The 16969-nt window shown below is 48.6% G+C and carries 15 protein-coding genes; 4 read left to right on the forward strand and 11 right to left on the reverse strand.

The genetic code is table 11. From position 1 onward, the window contains the following. The 6 genes from Q8O92_07560 to Q8O92_07585 all read right to left on the reverse strand — a co-directional run. The coding region (locus Q8O92_07560; GenBank protein MDP2983169.1) for a hypothetical protein at positions 1-469 on the reverse strand (469 nt) is incomplete at its 3' end. Positions 470-1322: 853 nt separating this feature from the next. Next, on the reverse strand, positions 1323-2135 hold the full coding sequence (locus tag Q8O92_07565) for a hypothetical protein (protein MDP2983170.1): 813 nt from the start codon (positions 2133-2135) through the stop codon (positions 1323-1325). Positions 2136-2137: 2 nt separating this feature from the next. Continuing rightward, positions 2138-2395: a pyrroloquinoline quinone biosynthesis peptide chaperone PqqD gene (pqqD, locus tag Q8O92_07570; GenBank protein ID MDP2983171.1), complete on the reverse strand. Its 258-nt coding sequence runs from the start codon at positions 2393-2395 to the stop codon at positions 2138-2140. Between the two features lie 10 nt (positions 2396-2405). Continuing rightward, positions 2406-3533 (reverse strand): nucleotidyltransferase family protein, encoded by a 1128-nt coding sequence (locus tag Q8O92_07575; protein MDP2983172.1) that lies wholly within the window; start codon positions 3531-3533, stop codon positions 2406-2408. A gap of 382 nt (positions 3534-3915) precedes the next feature. Continuing rightward, complete coding sequence (locus tag Q8O92_07580) at positions 3916-4077, reverse strand: hypothetical protein (protein MDP2983173.1); 162 nt, start codon at positions 4075-4077, stop codon at positions 3916-3918. A 32-nt stretch (positions 4078-4109) separates the two neighbouring features. Continuing rightward, positions 4110-6212 (reverse strand): T9SS type A sorting domain-containing protein, encoded by a 2103-nt coding sequence (locus Q8O92_07585; protein MDP2983174.1) that lies wholly within the window; start codon positions 6210-6212, stop codon positions 4110-4112. A gap of 379 nt (positions 6213-6591) precedes the next feature. Here Q8O92_07585 and Q8O92_07590 point away from each other — a divergent pair, with 379 nt between their 5' ends. After that, positions 6592-7308, forward strand: coding sequence for a hypothetical protein (locus Q8O92_07590; GenBank protein ID MDP2983175.1), 717 nt, complete (start codon positions 6592-6594; stop codon positions 7306-7308). A 14-nt stretch (positions 7309-7322) separates the two neighbouring features. Here the strand turns inward: Q8O92_07590 and Q8O92_07595 are convergent, their stop codons facing one another. Further along, complete coding sequence (locus Q8O92_07595) at positions 7323-7475, reverse strand: hypothetical protein (protein ID MDP2983176.1); 153 nt, start codon at positions 7473-7475, stop codon at positions 7323-7325. Positions 7476-7509: 34 nt separating this feature from the next. Continuing rightward, positions 7510-7710, reverse strand: coding sequence for a DUF2283 domain-containing protein (locus Q8O92_07600; protein MDP2983177.1), 201 nt, complete (start codon positions 7708-7710; stop codon positions 7510-7512). A gap of 703 nt (positions 7711-8413) precedes the next feature. Between Q8O92_07600 and Q8O92_07605 the strand changes: the two genes are divergently transcribed. The 3 genes from Q8O92_07605 to Q8O92_07615 all read left to right on the forward strand — a co-directional run bounded on the left by Q8O92_07605 (position 8414) and on the right by Q8O92_07615 (position 10838). Then, positions 8414-9331 (forward strand): cupin domain-containing protein, encoded by a 918-nt coding sequence (locus tag Q8O92_07605; GenBank protein MDP2983178.1) that lies wholly within the window; start codon positions 8414-8416, stop codon positions 9329-9331. Between the two features lie 81 nt (positions 9332-9412). Next, entirely contained in the window at positions 9413-9541 is a 129-nt protein-coding gene (locus Q8O92_07610; protein MDP2983179.1) for a hypothetical protein, read from the forward strand. Further along, a complete protein-coding gene (locus tag Q8O92_07615) occupies positions 9534-10838 on the forward strand; it encodes a DUF4159 domain-containing protein (protein ID MDP2983180.1) in 1305 nt (434 codons plus the stop codon). The genes Q8O92_07610 and Q8O92_07615 overlap by 8 nt, the downstream gene beginning before the upstream one ends. A 369-nt stretch (positions 10839-11207) precedes the next feature. On the opposite strand, the gene Q8O92_07620 is transcribed toward Q8O92_07615, so the two are convergent. The 3 genes from Q8O92_07620 to Q8O92_07630 all read right to left on the reverse strand — a co-directional run bounded on the left by Q8O92_07620 (position 11208) and on the right by Q8O92_07630 (position 16730). Continuing rightward, the gene (locus Q8O92_07620) at positions 11208-12335 is read right to left on the reverse strand and encodes a uroporphyrinogen decarboxylase family protein (GenBank protein MDP2983181.1); all 1128 of its coding nucleotides are present in this window, start codon (positions 12333-12335) and stop codon (positions 11208-11210) included. Positions 12336-12518: 183 nt separating this feature from the next. Beyond that, positions 12519-13418, reverse strand: coding sequence for a homocysteine S-methyltransferase family protein (locus tag Q8O92_07625; protein MDP2983182.1), 900 nt, complete (start codon positions 13416-13418; stop codon positions 12519-12521). 93 nt (positions 13419-13511) lie between these two features. After that, positions 13512-16730, reverse strand: a complete 3219-nt coding sequence (locus Q8O92_07630; protein MDP2983183.1) for a DUF4962 domain-containing protein — start codon at positions 16728-16730, stop codon at positions 13512-13514. Between the last annotated feature and the right edge of the window lie 239 nt (positions 16731-16969).

Genomic DNA, 16969 nt, shown 5'->3' on the forward strand with positions numbered 1-16969 from the left:
TTCTTAAATCCTTATCGCTGGATTGGGGTTTAAGATGATTGTTATTCTCTTTCCTCTGTCTAATTGTTTCAGGTGTCATCGTGGTTTCATCTAGCCCATAGAAAAGCTGGGCATGGCATTGATCACAATGGTAACAGAGAGCACCAGATGTAAGCTTTTTTGTTTTATCTTCAAGATACAATTCTCCCTTTATGTTAGTATAAGGGTTGTTCTTGCGGAAGATTCTACAAGCTGGGTGCATGGCAAGGTCAATAAACGGCGAATCTGTACGAATGGGTTGTCCGTCAAAAGTAAATTCTAAAATCGTTGTTGGGTGACCAACCTCATTGCTAATTTCGGATTGATATCCCTGCAGTTCTCGATTCGTTATGATACCCCACCCCTTGAGCCCCATTGTCTGTCCATCAGATGTAATATGGTCTGCCCGCATTGGCCATATAGATCGTGTTGTCTCTTCAAAAGGCATCATCCTGTCCTCCTGTATCTTGGTCTTGTTATCGGCCATCAACTATATTGCCCGACAACAATTAGATTGTTCCGTATAATATCCCCAATACTCTTACAAGCGTTTCATAAGACGCCTGCGAAACAGCATAGCTTCGTTCCTAAACGATTAGATATCAGCAGGTTGCGTCGATATGCCATTTATATCAAGGGGTCTGCGTAACCCCCCCACAATAACCTTTGAACAAGTCGACCGATCTATGAAAATCCCGGCCGCTCTGGTTGATTGTATGGGTGTAAATTATCGTCTTTCGCACGATGATATTATTCCCATATTGCTCCCATATTGCCAATTAACATTCATAAAATATTATTTGCAAGAAAAATCTATTCAAAATTCTTCATAAATAAAACCGTCAAACCTTTGTATTTAGTCTGGTGGTCATTTGCGTTTTCCCCATACAGGAAAAATCACAATTCGGCACTTTTATCGTACCGTCTTTTTGACTATGCGTCAATCCCCCTCGAACATGTGGATTGTGGCGTCCGGGCTTTGCTCTTTTCGCTTCGTTACTTTCTTAACCGGCATAGTGCTTGCAAATCGCTCCGGATTTGATTATTCTTTTTTGATATTCTCTCCTTGTGTTAAGTCAATGCAATAATATTGGATTCATATTCCCCCCTTAACAAGGGGGGATGCCAAAGGCAGGGGGGATTTCTTCTTCCCAGCGAATAAAAGATCCCCCCGCCGCTTGAGCGGCGACCCCCTTTTTAAGGGGGTAAAAAGAAAAGAAACTCACCAGGCCTATTTTATCGTTCATCCGGCAAGCCCGGAATTTAAGGCGAAGGTCGCCTATGCCGCTGATTGCACTGTTTAATCACCGAAGCAATAATTCACGTACTTTCTTCAATAATTCCCAATTTGAATTATATACTATCTCAAATGAAGAGGTTTTTCGTATAGTATCGAGTAATTCATCCACTCGACCATTTTTTTTCTGATAACAGTTGAATCCCTGCGGTAAAAGTTTACTCAGCGATTCAGTTTCACCCAACTCTCGGATCATTGTTGGATTATCGTTACGAACCGGGAAAATGATATACTTCAATAGGGTTTTTTCAGCATAATATCGGCCGTACGGAAGATAAAAAAACAAATATGTAGTTTCAGGAGTTACTTTGAAATGAGGGCAATCCAAAGGTACAACAGTGGGATGCATGTTCCATATATCATCACATACTTTGAACGGACGCGGAAATCCATATATCTGAGTATGGCTTTTCCCAATAATCGCCACATCATCTGTCAGCGCTCTGAAACCTGATGCAATCGCTGTGAGCGCCAAAGTAGTTTTACCGGCGCCATGAGGACCGACGAATAAAACGCCTTTCCCCTGAAAATCAACACAGGATGCGTGTACCTGCAAATTTTGAGAATATACTTCCTGGGCAAGAAGTGTAAGACTGTATTCCAGATTAGCCGCTAAAGCTCTTTCATCAGAGCATTGAACAGAGCACAGGTGTGTTTTGAGAGAATATCTCGAATCAAGAGAAGTAATATCCCAAAAATGTGTTGGCTTTACTGATGAAACGTGCCAAGGTGAAAACATATTTTTAACAATGTCATTAATACTATCCGTATCCCACTGAATACAGACGTATGTTGAGTCGATTTTTAGATAAATTTCCATGGCTATATTTGAATGAGGTTTAATTTCAGGAGATTTGCAATAAAATCTTCGATTACCACATCAATTTTTTCTTCAGGGTACCGTTGCTTCATTTCTTCAATAATTTCTGAAACTGTACGTTTACCATCACACAAATCAAACACTTCACGTGCTGTTTCATTCAACGTATGTATTACATCGTCACATTGTATCACGATTCCATCAGCCATCTCAATGATTTCCAAATTACTCGCGCGTTTCGGAATCCCATGGTCAACCATTGATTACCCCTTAAAAATTTTCTTTTAAATATTTCCTTAATCTTTTAGCCGGCTTAAGAAACCCAGTTATACGTAATAATTTTTGTAACACTATTAACAAACAGGTGTGAAGATTATAACGTAATAACCACGAAATAAAATGGATTCGATATACAATTCCTGATGGTAAATATCTGATTCCTGCACAATATATTATAAATAAATCATCTTTGCTTTTATTAATAAATTTTCTTTTATACTTGAGAGTCCATTCTTCCCACTTCACCAAAAGAGAATCATCACAGGGTAATGGTTTTAATCCCATATATTTTGAACATGCATAGGACATTCCCTTTACAGCATTTGAAATATTGTCTTTATCGGCTCTTTTATTAATGAGTTGAAAATCAACACGATATCCTTTTTGTTGTATTTGGTACATCTCAATTACATCACGTATTCTTGGAAGAAATGCTTTGCTAAGCATATCCGTTCTCATAAGTATCCAGGCATGATCTGTTATTGAGGGAACAATGACTTCTTCCCGTTTGTATGGTATTCTTTCGGCATCATCCCAGATTTCAGGCATCTCAGGTTTTTTCAAGCAACTTAAATCATAGGGATTAATATGAATTTCTATTTCTCCGGGATATGCAGGATTATTATACGGTTCAATATGATGATGTATCTTATCAAAAAATGTCTGTTTATGAGTTTGCAAAAAACCTCTAGATGCTAACAATTCCCGAGATGGTTCAATTTTATTCATGGGTACAAGCGCATCGATATCCGATATGAACCGTAAACTCAGTGGATATAAGCCCCGAATCAATCCCGCAGATCCCTTGAGGAACATGATCGGGATTTCTGCATCTTTAAATATTTTCGCAAGGTATACAATTTCCGACTGCAGAACTATATTACGCGATTGATTTCTAAACAAATAATCTTTGAACTCTTTCTGCCTTTCATCCGGAAAATATTCTCTCCAATTATCGTATGACCAGGCAATAAAATAGAGAACGATCATTTCTTTTGATGAAAGTTGATAGAGAGCCTGCCATATTTCTTGCGGACGCCGGGAGAATTCTTCCGGATCAATATCCAGTATTCTGTACAGATAATGGAGAATTGGTTCAAATGGGATATTCTGTATCATTGCTTTAAAAAAATACCATTTTATTTAGGTGGGTGTGCTTCTATCTGGTCGGTAAGCGCAATAATATAACCCGGGTATGCCGTTACGTAAGCTAATGTGATCATCCGGAAAGATTAATCCCCCCTACCCCCCGTATTAAGGGGGGAAAAGAAATTATTCCTAATTATTCGTATACAGGTTTTAGGATTTGACAGAACCCTCTCCATAAATTCCCCCCTTAATAAGGGGGGATGCCGAAGGCAGGGGGGATCTTTAATGGCGCAGAAAAACACAATTTCACCCATAGCCGGATAATATATAAAAATAGCCTTTGAATCATCTCTATTCTTTTCAAAAGAAATAGCATGGTCCAAAAGCTTTTCCGCTCTCTAAAACTGATCGATTACCACCTCTGCGGCGCCGCCGGAGCTCCTGAAGCTGTCGCATGCAGATCGGTTACTTTGAATGTCAGAATTGCTGGGACAACAAACACCGCAGCCTTTCCTGCTTTCTTCAACAGCTTTCTGCGAGATGTATTTTTGACTTCTTGATTTTTATTTTCCATTGTATTTCTCTTTTTCTATGATAATTGTATATTTATTTGATCAATGTAATCTTCCTTGACTGTTTCAGTCCACTCGACTCCGCTACAACGATATAAACACCGGAGGCATACCTTGAGGCATTCCAGACCGCCTTGTGCGAGCCGGCAGTCATCTGTCCGTTTACAAGCGTTTCCACAAGCTGTCCGCTCAGATTGTAAATACTGACCCTGGCAGTTCCGGAAACGGCGAGATTGAAACTGATGGTCGTGGAGGGATTGAACGGATTGGGCGAAATACCGGTGATACCGAACGCTTTGGGAGTTACAGCGTCCGCTGCGGTGGGTATCTCTTTCCTGGCTGCGGTGAGGATAAAGGTTCTCGCTGTATCCTTCGTCAGAGAAACGGGAATGGTTTTGTCTCCGGTGAGGGCAAACGATTCTCCCGTCTTCGTATCGGTCAGCGTGAAGCCCATCCACTCAGGCACATTGAAAAACTCCTTTATGGACAATGCCGCATCGGTACGGTCATAGGTTGTTGCCAGATTCACGTTCCAGGTATAGACATCCTGCCCGGCGCTGCGATAATCGTAAGCAAGCGCTCTGCGGCCAGTATTTGAAGGGTCTGTCACCGAAAGTTTCACACAGGGATCGGGAGGCGTCAGCTCGGAAACGCTGAAAATATCCGGATTGCCGCCTTCAGTCAGGATGACTCCCGCGCGGTTATAGGTGTCTTGGGCTTTACCGTCGCTGGAAACGAGCGCGAGACGGACATAACAGGTTTCAGTCTTGTCCGGCGGCAGGTCGGCAACGATTTTACCGAGAGGATACTCGGTTCCCACAAGAGGATCGCTGAATTTAACATCACTCCATTTTATTGTATACCAGTAAGGGTTCCCGATCTGGTGCCACGTATTAGCAGAAAGTGCTACAAAATTCAATCGCATTTTATAATACCCGTCAGTGGTGGAAACTCCTGTACCAGCGACATAGACATTTTTGTCTCCTGCATCATATTTTTGCCTGAGCCAGAATCCACGGCCAGGTTCAAGTGTCTCAAACGAACCATCCATATAATTGTGGTACACATCGTTAGTGTATAGCCGCTTGTAGATGCGCCACTTGTCAGCAGCAGTGCCGTTATAATCCCCAACTAAAAGTTGACTCGGCGAGTTCGAAAGATTGGTCTTTGCGTCTCTACCACCACCTGGATCAAGCGGAGATGATATCAGGTACCAATAGTCATTAGTAAGAGTTTTGCTCATGGGAGAAGAAACAGCGGCAGCGCCGGGATCGGCCAGGAAAAGCACGTTCACATTCTGTTTGACCGATATGAAAAATCCCTGCCATGAAAGAATGTCCGCCGTTGAGGTTGGTTCAATCACCGCAAAACCTTCTGTGACGCTGTCAAAGGTTTGAGGTTTTTCAACCCAGTTTAAGCCGTAAGCCTCATTCAGAGACCATTGTGTTTTAGGTCCAACTATCAAACTAAAACCTGCATTGTCCAGCACTGACCCTGTGGCAGTGAGGGTTCCGGTAACCGTAGCGTTACCACCCAGCGTTTTGATACCGCTGCCGCTTACGGTGAGGTTGTTGTATGTTAATGCGGCAACGGTTTGTGCACCGGCAGCGTTGTAGTTGACCGTAGCCGTGCCCGTGCCTGCGTCAAACGCTCCGTTATTAGTCCAGCTACCACCAACCGTTATTGTTCCTGATGACCCCATCGTGATGTTACCGGAACCGGTAATATTGCCACTCACGGTCACCGAAGAATTATTCGTATATAGTCTCGCTGTTCCACCAACAACATCCCAATTCCCGCCCACCGTGATTGTTCCGGTAGCTGTGGTCTTTGCGCCAGCGCCAGAGAAACCAAGATTATAAAAAGTTAATGCTGGAATTGTTTGCGCACCACTAGAAGTGAAGTTCACCGTTCCAGTACCCGCTGTGAACGTTCCACTTGTTGCACTCAACGACCCGCTCACGTTGAGCGTGCTCGAGCCGCCATTCAGCGTGCCAGCAGTCAGCGTTACAATGTTCACGGTATGCGTCAAGCCGGTACCGAGGGCGAGTGTTCCGCCTGAACCATTGATGGTCAGTACGCCGGCGCTGGCGTCCACGTTACCCGTAAACGTTGCAGTACCGCCAGTCTTCGTCATTAATATGGTGCCAGTGGTGGTGAAACCCGCGATGCTTTGCGTTGCAGTGCCGTTGCCAATAGTAATATTTGAGCTGCCAGCGGTAAATATTCCGCCATTGACAAAGTTGCCGCCGAAGGTCAATTGGAGGTTATTAGTAAGTAACGTTGCCCCGCTGTTGATGGTGAGCGGAACTGAAGGATTAAAGACTTTAGCAAGGTCCGGGGTAATCGCTCCGGTGCTGGCAATAATGACGCCGCCGGTTGCGGCAAACGGCGTAATCCATTCTTCTGCCGTAGAAGTTCTTGCAGTTGTTGTGTTGTATTGAAGTGTTGCGCTTGCGCCGTAGGTTACAACTCCGCTTGTTACGACAACGGTTGCAGTTCCTTCCAAAGAAAGTATGCCGTTTACCGTTGGGGTAGTGGCGAATGTTTTCACGCCTGAACCGGAGAGTGTGAGGTTGTTGTACGTCAACACTCCACCGGTCTGTGCAGCGCCATTTAAGTTCACAGTACCGGTAGATGCGGTAAATGTTCCGGATGCAAAGTTTCCCCCGACGTTTATCGTACCAGCATCGGTAAACGTTATCCTTGATTGCGCGGCTGTTCCTGAAGTTGTAATGGCGCCCGTGACATTGACCGTACCAGTGGAAAGTGACAATGTACAGTACCAGCCAGCAGTAGCGCTGCCAGGAATAGCAATGCTGGCCGCGCTTAATGTGCCTGTGCCTACATCGATTGTACTGGTAAGTGCTGTTGGGGAGGTCATTGTAATAGCGTTGGTAACTGCAAGTGTACCAGGACTGGTTATAGTTATCCCATTAGTTAATGTTGCATTTGCACTTACTGTTATACTGGCACATACAGCCCCCGCGGCATTCACGGTAACAACAACACCGCTGTTAATCGTAACAGCATCCGTAGAAATCGGAGTAGCTGCGGAACCCGCCGTTCCGCCGGCAGTGGTAGCCCATATTGCTCCGGTCCAGTTGCCGGTAGTCACTGCGAATCGTTGTGCTATTGCCGCTGTCGTCATCGACAGCGTCAAGAACAGCGTTGTGAGTAAAAATACAGTAAGTTTCTTCATAATACTGTCCTCAAAAAAAGTAATTGAATAGATTATATGAACTTTTTAGTTATTATCTTTTGTCGCTTCGGGGGCGAACTTTGCCACATACGGCATCAGCGCAATGAGCACAGAGCCAATGCCGAGGACAGAGAACAAGAGTGAATTGCTTGTATATCGGTCTGCAAGGCAGCCACCGAGAAGCTCACACACCATCACCGCGCCGCCTCCGATAAAGGGAACGACGAGCCCTCTATACAGTTTCGTATTGAAGAACTTTTAGCTGCTCGGGGTTTATTCTGGCACTCAAATTGAGTATTTCAACGCCAACTACTTTTCCATCTGCCTTGAAGTCAAGAATTATACCGGGTTGCACTTCCTCAGATTCTACTATGGCTGACTCGTCCAGTCGAAAATAAAGCGCATCGTTTTCTTTATCTATCTTTAATTTCATTGTTGTCTCCTTGCTCTTCGGTCAAAAAATACTGTAACTACTTTTTGCGGGGTTATATATAGAAAATAACCGATCGCCTGTGCAGACGATGTGACGCCTATCACCGTTGACAAAATAAAAAGCGTTGCGCCGTAAAACGGAGCGATCATTCTTGCGCCGAGAAGCTCACACACCATCACCGCGCCGCCTCAATAAAAGGAATTATAGCAATATAGTGTATAAAAATATTCTGTCAATACTACTTTTTTGAACATACATTGAGCGATTATGGTCTTGGGAAAAGCACCCTTTCGCTTTATTGCTTTTTTAACCGGCATAGTGCTTGCAAATCGCTCCGAATTTGATTATCCTTTTATGTTCTTTCCCTATAGTTTGAGGCTTTTGCAAAAGTCGAGATTATTTGACGCAGCCCCCTTTCTGTCCTGCGGACATCCTTCCCCCGGAGGGGGCAGGAACTAACTGTGGAGCAACGACTTCCCTTGCCCCCTTCAGGGGGAAAGGGACTGAGGGATAGGGGGCTGCTTCAAATATCGACTATTGCAAAAGGCTCGTTGGATTCATATTCCCCCCTTAACAAGGGGGGATGCCAAAGGCAGGGGGGATTTCGAATAAAGATCCCCCCGCCGCTTGAGCGGCGACCCCCTTTTTAAGGGGGTAAAAAGAAAAAGAAACTTCAGCGTGATATTTCAATAAGGAACCGCCCATGCTCAGTAAAGCTCTCCTGTTTTGTTTCCTGTTCCTTTTTTCGTTTGCTTTTCCGATAATTCTCCCTCAAATCCAGGCGCAAACAGCGCCGAAGGACGATACCAGCGAAGAACCGGATATCGACCTTTTCACAGTGAACTGGAAAGATATGACTCCCCATACCCTGTATGGTTCCCTTGAAGTGCGGGATCTGCTGACCGGACTTCAGGGGGATCCTCTCAAACCGACGAAAAAGGGTGCGGTGCTTACCGACATACATTCGATCAGCTACGGAACTCTCAAACCCGGCGCATCGACTACGCCTTCCAGATTGTACAGGGTGCAGGGAATATTCTATATCGCTTCCGGGAAAGGGATTATCAAGTCAGGCGGAGCAGAGGCCCCCCTTCGCGAGGGGATAGGAGTGCTCCTCCCGCCGGGTGTGGAGTTCACATTTGCCAATACCGGCAGGGAACCTCTCATTCTTTATATGATCGAGGAGCCGATCCCGGCGGGATTTACTCCGGGGAAAAAGATGACGGTGAAAAACGACCGCGATTTTCCGCCGAGCACCAATCTCCACCGCGCCGACAGCAGCCGGTGGCTTTTCAGTCTGCGTGACGGCCTCTCTACCATTGTTGCATTCGATCCGGTCATATATGAGCCTAATTCCATGGTGCCGCCGCATGTTCACTTGCCGGGTGAAGAGGAGGTATGGATAGCACTAGACAGTATCGATATTCAGGTGGGAAACGAACATCGCACCCTGCTTCCCGGAACGGCATATAAGGTTCCGGCCAACGGTACAACCGCTCACGCCAACATCAACACCTCAAAAAATCCCAAACGTCTTCTCTGGATGATGAAAGTCCCTGTCATAAGGGTGAATCCACCGATACGTAAAAAACCGGCGGATACCCCGGATGGTTTGATATGAGTCTTCATGTATCCTCCGGCGTCTCTCGAGCGTCTATTTCATGATGACAGATTTACATGCGCATCGTATGGAATGGAATAGATGCCGAAACAAGTTCGGCATGACACGTGTCATCCTGAACTCGTTTCAGGATCTATCGCCTTCATGCGCAATCAGTATGGCGTCATCTATTTCATGAATACACTGAACAGAGAAGCAGCTAATGACTGAAAACAGGGAGCCGGAGCGATTTACCGGTTTTTCCCGTCTTATCGATATTCATAAACTCGAACGTGAATCCCGCAAGTTTCTCTATCTGGGATTTGTGTTTGCAGTTTTCTTCCATGCCCTCCTGAGTTTATACTTCGCCTGGCAAAATCCGTTTGTATCTTCCAGAAGGGCCGTTAAAAATGAAACGGAAGAAAAACACATCCAGGTGTACCTCGTACCTCTCCCGCCGAAGTTAATAAACCCTTTCGAAGTATGGAAAGGCCCAGCCATGGAAAGCTCAAGGGGACGGCCGAGATTTGCCCCGCGCATGCCGGGCGGCAGTATCACCTACAAGCCCCTGCCTGGTTCGCTGAACGAGTTGAAGCTTTTCCGGGGAAAGGGCGAAACCTATCAAGTCGATATGGATGTCATGATCCGTGAGATTGCGGCCAGCGGCATTCTCGACACCATAGTAACATACGCAGAGCCTATACGGATCACTCTGCCGTATTACTACACCGATCTCTCGATAACCCGTAAACCGATAGACTCTCCCAACCGTATATCCATGAAAGAGGAAATGCTCACCGTGGAAGACCTGGATACCGGCAGGTTCAAGGGGCTGGTGGTAATGAATGCTGCGGATGAGAAGGATACCAGGGGATATGTACATATCCCGGTATCTGTATGGGGAGATGTCATGACCCCGCCCGCGTCGACAAGGAGGGCGGTCGAGGGGCTTGCCCGGGCGTTGAAAACATACAGCGGGATAGTAATAAATATTGACAGGCAGATCTACTTTCATTCACAGGAATTATTGAGATATCCGATCGTGTACATCTCCGCCGACGAGGCGTTCGACATGTCGGAACGGGAAACCACGAATTTCGCCGCGTATTTGAGGAAGGGAGGATTCGCCATCATCGAGGCTTACGGCAGCCCCAAACCCGACCTTCCCCCCGTGGGCGCGGGGCCTTTGAAACAGATGCTCCAGGATGCGCTCGGCTCGGCCGGTATTCTTCATCCCATACCGAACGATCATTTCCTGTATCACTGTTACTATGATTTTGACGACGGCCCCCCGCGTCTCATAGGGGAACAGACTGAAACAGTATCCATGCAGCCAGCCTCGATACTGGAAGGCGTCTGGATCGATGATCGTCTGGCGGCGATTTACTCGGAGAAAAAATACGGCGAGGCGTGGAGCGGAGTAACCACCATGGAATCCTACCAGAAGATCGGAGTTAACATGATCGTCTTTGCTCTCACCCAGTACGGGGGACTTTCTCTGAAATTGATAGACGATAGCAAAAGGTAAAAATTCAGCCTTAAGTCCAAAGCCCAAAGAAGAGTGCCTTAATCAGATCGGTATTTTAAAAAATTACGACATGAATTATTGTGTATGTTCTGAGTGTTATTCCAATTATTTTTCAAATTGACGTAAAACCTCACCCGCCCTTCGGGCACCCTCTCCTAATTAGGAGAGGGCAGGGGTGAGGTTAAAAATTAGAAATCATGCCTTTTTGAACGCATATTGGAATTAGATCCTGAAACGAGTTCAGGATGACATATGTCATGCCGAACTTGTTTCGGCATCTATTTTAAAAAGAAATGCAAAAAATATGTTGTCATGTAAAGTTATGCTACTCTGTCACTTTGTCACTTTGTCACTTTGTCACTTTCTTTTTCATTCCAATCCGGTTTCCAGGTAGGCCAGGAGATTTTCCTCAACCCTTGAAGACAGCGGCACTGTTATCGGAGTCGCAGTGGGCATCAGCACAAACCGTCCGTCCGGTGCGCCGATTTCCTTGATCCGCCGCACTTCTGCTGTCACTTCCTCCGGTTTTTTCAGCTCGAAAACCGACTCCTGAATATTCCCCATCAGACAAACTGACCCGCCCAGCAGCCGTTTGGCGTCCGAAAACAGGATATCTCCGCCCGGCGGCTCCTCTACCGGATCCAGGGCATCCGGCTCCATCTCCAGGATCAAATCAACAACTTTCGAGATTTTCCCGTGGCAATGAATCCGGGCATAGCATCCCGCCCGGTGGATTTTCTCAATAAACGGTTTGTCATAAGCGACAATGAATTCCCGAAAATCTTCCGGGTGCATATAGGGAGGGGTGCAAAGCTCCGGCCCCACAATCCTGAACAGCGGCCCGGCGCCACGTTCCAGGACGGCGTCAAGGTAATCATGCAGCCGCTCCGCGAAGAAATCGAGGAGCGCCCGGTATTTCTTCCGGTTCAAAACGCTCAGGAGGATGTACTGCTCGAAAGGCATGACCGAAGAAATCATCACCACCGGGTCTATCAGGTCAGGCAGCATGATGCCGCGGTCGCACATCTTCTGTTTGAGAGCATCGAATTTTTCCATGGAAGGCGCCGCCCGGACATAAGGCAGGGAGAGGAGACGGTCTACATCCTTCTCATTTTTAAGGAGAAATTCCGTCGTCCATATCGTATAGGTATCGGCATTGAGCCGCTTTACCATGCGGAGCGGCCCGCGCGGGGTAAAGATCGTGGTAGTTGTGATCTCATCAGGTCCTTCATGCCGTACTTCGCTAAAGACATCATCTTCATTCCCGCCGGTGTAGAGAAAACCGAGCGGCCCCGGAATTGCCGGAGTTTCCAATACCATGTTGTCCGCCCGCTCACGGGCATAGCTCCTGACTCTTGCATAACTGGGATGGTCCGGAGAATACCGTGCGCCGAAGCCGTCGATCTCGTAAAGGGAAACCGGCGTCCGGTCCACCGGCTTGCCGGTAAGAGCGGCAAAGAGTCTCTCCGGGGTGTTCATCGCAGGCGAAACATTCATCGGCAACCTTTCGTGAACTTTGGACATTTTTTTGACAGGATTTACAAGATTTACAGGATTAAAATACATAGGTAATTCGTTAAATTCTTCAATTCGTTTTATTTAAATCTTGTTAATCATGTTAATCCTGTCAAATATTTTTCGATCTTCTTTTATTCCTTACTTTGCGATCTTTTCAAGAGGTTATTTCCCTAATGATTCTTTCAAATACTTGTCCACCGCCTGACGTATTTTCAGAATGTGTTCCGGGGTGCTGCCGCAGCATCCTCCGACAATTGTCGCCCCGGCATCGAGAAGCTCGGGGATGTATGAGGCCATCTGTTCCGGGCTCTGACGGTAGACTGTTTGGTTTTTCACCAGTTCCGGAAGGCCGGCGTTCGGTTTCATCCAGAGGGGGAGGCAGCTCTCCGATCTCATTATGCGCGCAACTTCGATGATGTCTTCGATTCCGGAACCGCAGTTGGCGCCAACCGCATCGGCCCGCGATTCTTCCAGGATGTCGATGGCCTGATCCGGTTTTACCCCCATCATGGTGGCATATCCCTGCACTCCCTTGTCAAAGGTCATGGAACATACCGCCGGCAGCTCGGAATTCTCTTTTACCGCTTTGAGGGCGCATATGGTTTCCCCGAGATCGGTCATGGTCTCGATTAACACTCCATCCGCACCGGCAGCCACAAACGCTCTCACCTGGCGGCCGAATGATTTGATCAGATCGACAGCCTTTATCGTACCGAGAGGTTCGAGGAATTCGCCGGTCGAGCCGATGGAAGCGAACACGAGGGCTTTCCCCTGCGTCATTTCGACCGAAAGACGGGCGCCTTTCTCGTTCAATTCTTCCGTGCGATTCTCCAGTCCGTACCTGGCCAGCTTCTGAGGGCTTCCGCCGAACGTGTTGGTAAGGATGATATCCGAGCCGGCTTGGACATACGATCGGGCGATGGCACAGATTACTTCGGGTTTGTCGGCATTCAGCAGCTCGGGGCAATCCCCGGGATTGAGGCCGTGCTTTGCCATCTCGGTTCCCCAGGCGCCGTCGCTGACCAGAATTGTTTTCTGTTCGAGCATATCTTGAAATTTCATAGGTCTATCTCCTTATCTATTATCATTGTTGCTATGAATCTTCTGTACCGGGATTGTCAGCAAGCGTTACCCTCCCGCTCTCCAAGATAAGCTCTACCGGATCATGATCACCGTATGGCCCTGTGGCGTTGGTATCCACAGCTTTTTCCCCGAGGCATCATATTTCATGTTGGTGATCGGTTTGCCGTCGGAGGTGACTTTCACCGGCGCTTTGGCCAGAGTGATCGTAATCTCATTGGGAGAGGAAGCGTCCACTTCGATGTCCGCGCCGCTGTCCTTGTAAAGAACCGAAGCGCTGACAGCGGCCTTGCTCTTGAAGGATACACCTCCTTTTGAAAGGCCGGTCGCGTTTCGCACAAAGAGTTGGCTCACCTCGCCGCTCTTGTCAATGGCAGCCGCAAACCGCTCGGCGTCGGTGGTGAATCCCTCCACTGTGGCGCTCCCCGGGTTTCCGGTACGGAAGAATGCAAAGGTAACCGCATTATCCTGTTCCACCTTCGCCCCTGTCCAGCCCTGCGGCTGCATGAGCGTCGAGGCAACTTTCTTCTCCGGGTCGGAAGAATCCTTGATCGCGCTGGGGACCAACACCGCCAGGAACTCGGAGGAAGTGAGGTTTTCCGCGCTCTCCAGTTGGAGGAAACGCTCATCGCGCTCGGCCAGACGTATCCGGCCTCTCGCATTTACCGGCGCCAGAACATCCATGATCAGACGGGCTTTCGGGCGGTTGATGCGCACCCGGTTCCCATTCTGGACGATAGAACTGTTATTATCCGTGTCCTCGGCGTGGAACAGCCACTGGTAAGAGTGCCCCTGCGGGCTCTTCACCCGGTCATACATGAAAATGATGTCCGGCTTCATGAAAAGGAAGGAGCGGGTATACTTTTCCAGCTTTCCTTTGTAGACGCAGGTCAGGTCGCCTTCCACCTCGTCCGCGTTCCATCCGGCAAAAGAGTGCAGGATTTGAGGCCAGCTCTGGAGCGCCGCAATGCCGTTGCGGTAATCCGCGGGCATCTGACTTTCCGGGTCGGTGTCCACGAGCATTACATTATGTCCCATCGCCTGGGTGGTATAGAAGGGGTAGAATGTGCTCCCGTAATAGGCGTGATAGCCATGAAAAGTTTCCAGACTCGCTTCGCTCAGGAGTATCTCGCCATTGGTCTGCAGAATGATGGAACCCTGGTCTATGTGGTAATGGTTAGAGTTGGGGCCGCTCTTGAACACCATGATGGTCCCCTCATCCGACCAGCCGGAGCGCAGGAACATGGTTCCCTTCACCGGGAAATGATGCGAAGGGATAAACTCTTCGCGGCTCTTGGTCTCCAGCCCCTGATGGTACGTGAGCCAGCGGAACAGGTCGCCCCCGCGTCCCCCCTGCGCTGAAGCAGCTTGGGTGAAATAGGCGGTATAGGGGTTCTTTGTACGGTAGGATAACCATTGGAAGGGATTTCCGGTCCATCCCCATCCGCTGCGAACTCCGGTATCGCCGTAATCCGGCATGCGTCCGTTGCTGTATGCGCCATGGATGGGATAGAGCCACATGTCCTTCAGATTCGTGGTGGTGGTGTAGTCGATCCCGAAATTCTTCTCCAGGACAAAGAGCGCCTCCACGATATCCCGCGTGGCCATGTTCTCGTACCCGACCGGCTCGCCATATCCGCCGTCGGGGTAATAGGTGCGGTCCATGAAGCGTTTCATCTTGGCCAGGATACCGGAAAAATAGGGCTCGAAGGAGGGATTGGACGGGTCCTCTCCATAGACCGCGGTGGCGGCGACCGCAAGGTTCGCCACGATTACCGCGATGTGGTTGGTGACACTGGAGGGCATACGGTTCATTTCCACCATGTCACGATAGAACATCTTGAAACCCTTGTCCATGAGGCCATCGCGCACCGCCTTTTTCTCCGACTCCGAAAGCAGGGGATAGAGGAGGTCGTACCCGGCGGCCACCGGGCCGATGGTATAACCCACAGGATAGTACATCCAGTTGCCGCGGGCCAGTTGCCAAGGGTGATTCCAGCGCTTGAAAGAGCAGAGCTTGAGGAGCGCTTCCTTCGCTTTTTGTCCGGCGACTGCATCTCCGGTGAAGGCATACCGCAGCGCTCCGGACTCGATTATGCCGGTCAGACGGTTTATGGGAGCGCCCCAATTGCCGCCTATGGTCTTGGCGAAGGGGCCGCCGGTCAGCGCCGCGTCGGAGAGACTGTCATTTTCCTGAATTTCGCTCACATTGACGTTCTTGAACTGGTCCGGCCCAGAGATAATGCTGTCGAGCAGCTTCTTTTCCGCCTCGGACTGCCCTGCGAGCCGCTTCTTCAATTCATCGGCGGTGAAGAATATCCGCGGATGGTCCTTCGGAGTGAGGCGGTTTCCCGGCATGATGAACCGGAATCCCCAGGCGGTTTCGGTTCCGGAGGCATCCTTCCCGACCAGTTCGACCCGCCACTGGCCGCGCGGGTCTGTTGGTTTGAACGAGTATGCACTCTCCGCCTTCCATGCTCCTCCGGCGCCTTTGAGCGGAACCCCCGAAACTACCGCTTTTCCGGAAGGGTCGATCAGGCTCATGCTCACCGCTGTAAGATCATACTTTCCGGGAGCTTCTTCCGGACGCACGGTAATCCCGAAGGCATCGCCGGTGTAAAAGTGACGGTTCAGAATGGAATAGCTGTACATCTCGAAGTTTGTGGATTTGGGTTCCAGGGCGACAAACCGCCGCTGACGCTCGCCGTTTAGGGAAAAATCGTCGAGATTGATGTTATAGGAAGAGAGGTGGTTGACCACAGGATAGGTAGCCATGATGGTGACCGCCTGGATATGGGCGCCGGCTGCCAGGGGCTTGCCGTTCATGGCAAACTCGCGGACCGGGATGTCCAATTCGAGCCAGCGGTCCGCATCCGGGGACTTGAAAGTACGGAAATAGCGGCTTCCGTCGAACAGGCAGAGGGAAATATCGAGCGTGGCCGGTTTCCTGTCGGCGGTGAGGAACACAGCCGCTTTCAGGCGGGTATCTCCGGCGGTCCAGAGATCAATCTCCTTGGTGAATCCCTGATAAACTTCCACAATGTCCCATGCCCGCCGGATATTACCGAGCGAGAAATTGCTCCCGTTATGGGAAGGTTCCTGCTGGCAAATGGTGAAGGGCTCATACCCGATATCCTGGGCGTACGGGTACGACTCCCACGCATACATCTCGCCGGTCTCGAAATTATCGTTAATAGTAAAAGGAACCCTGTCCGGCGCCGCATATCCTTTTGTTTGAATGAGTCCGAAACTGCACAGGAATGTTGAGACAAGGAAAACAATAACTTTTTTCATTGGAAAGCCTCCCGAAGAATAAAGGTGAAAGATGAAAAGATTTCTGAACCATGATTTACGGATTTAAGGTCAGCCATAAGGTTAGAAATCTTTGTACTAGTGTTAAGTCAATGCAATAAAGTTGGATTCATATTCCCCCCTTAACAAGGGGGGATGCCAAAGGCAGGGGGGATTTCTTCTTCCCAGTGAATAAAGATCCCCCCGCCGCTTGAGCGGCGACCCCCTTTTTAAGGGGGTAA

Source organism: Candidatus Latescibacter sp. (genome assembly GCA_030692375.1).
Lineage (GTDB): Bacteria > Latescibacterota > Latescibacteria > Latescibacterales > Latescibacteraceae > JAUYCD01.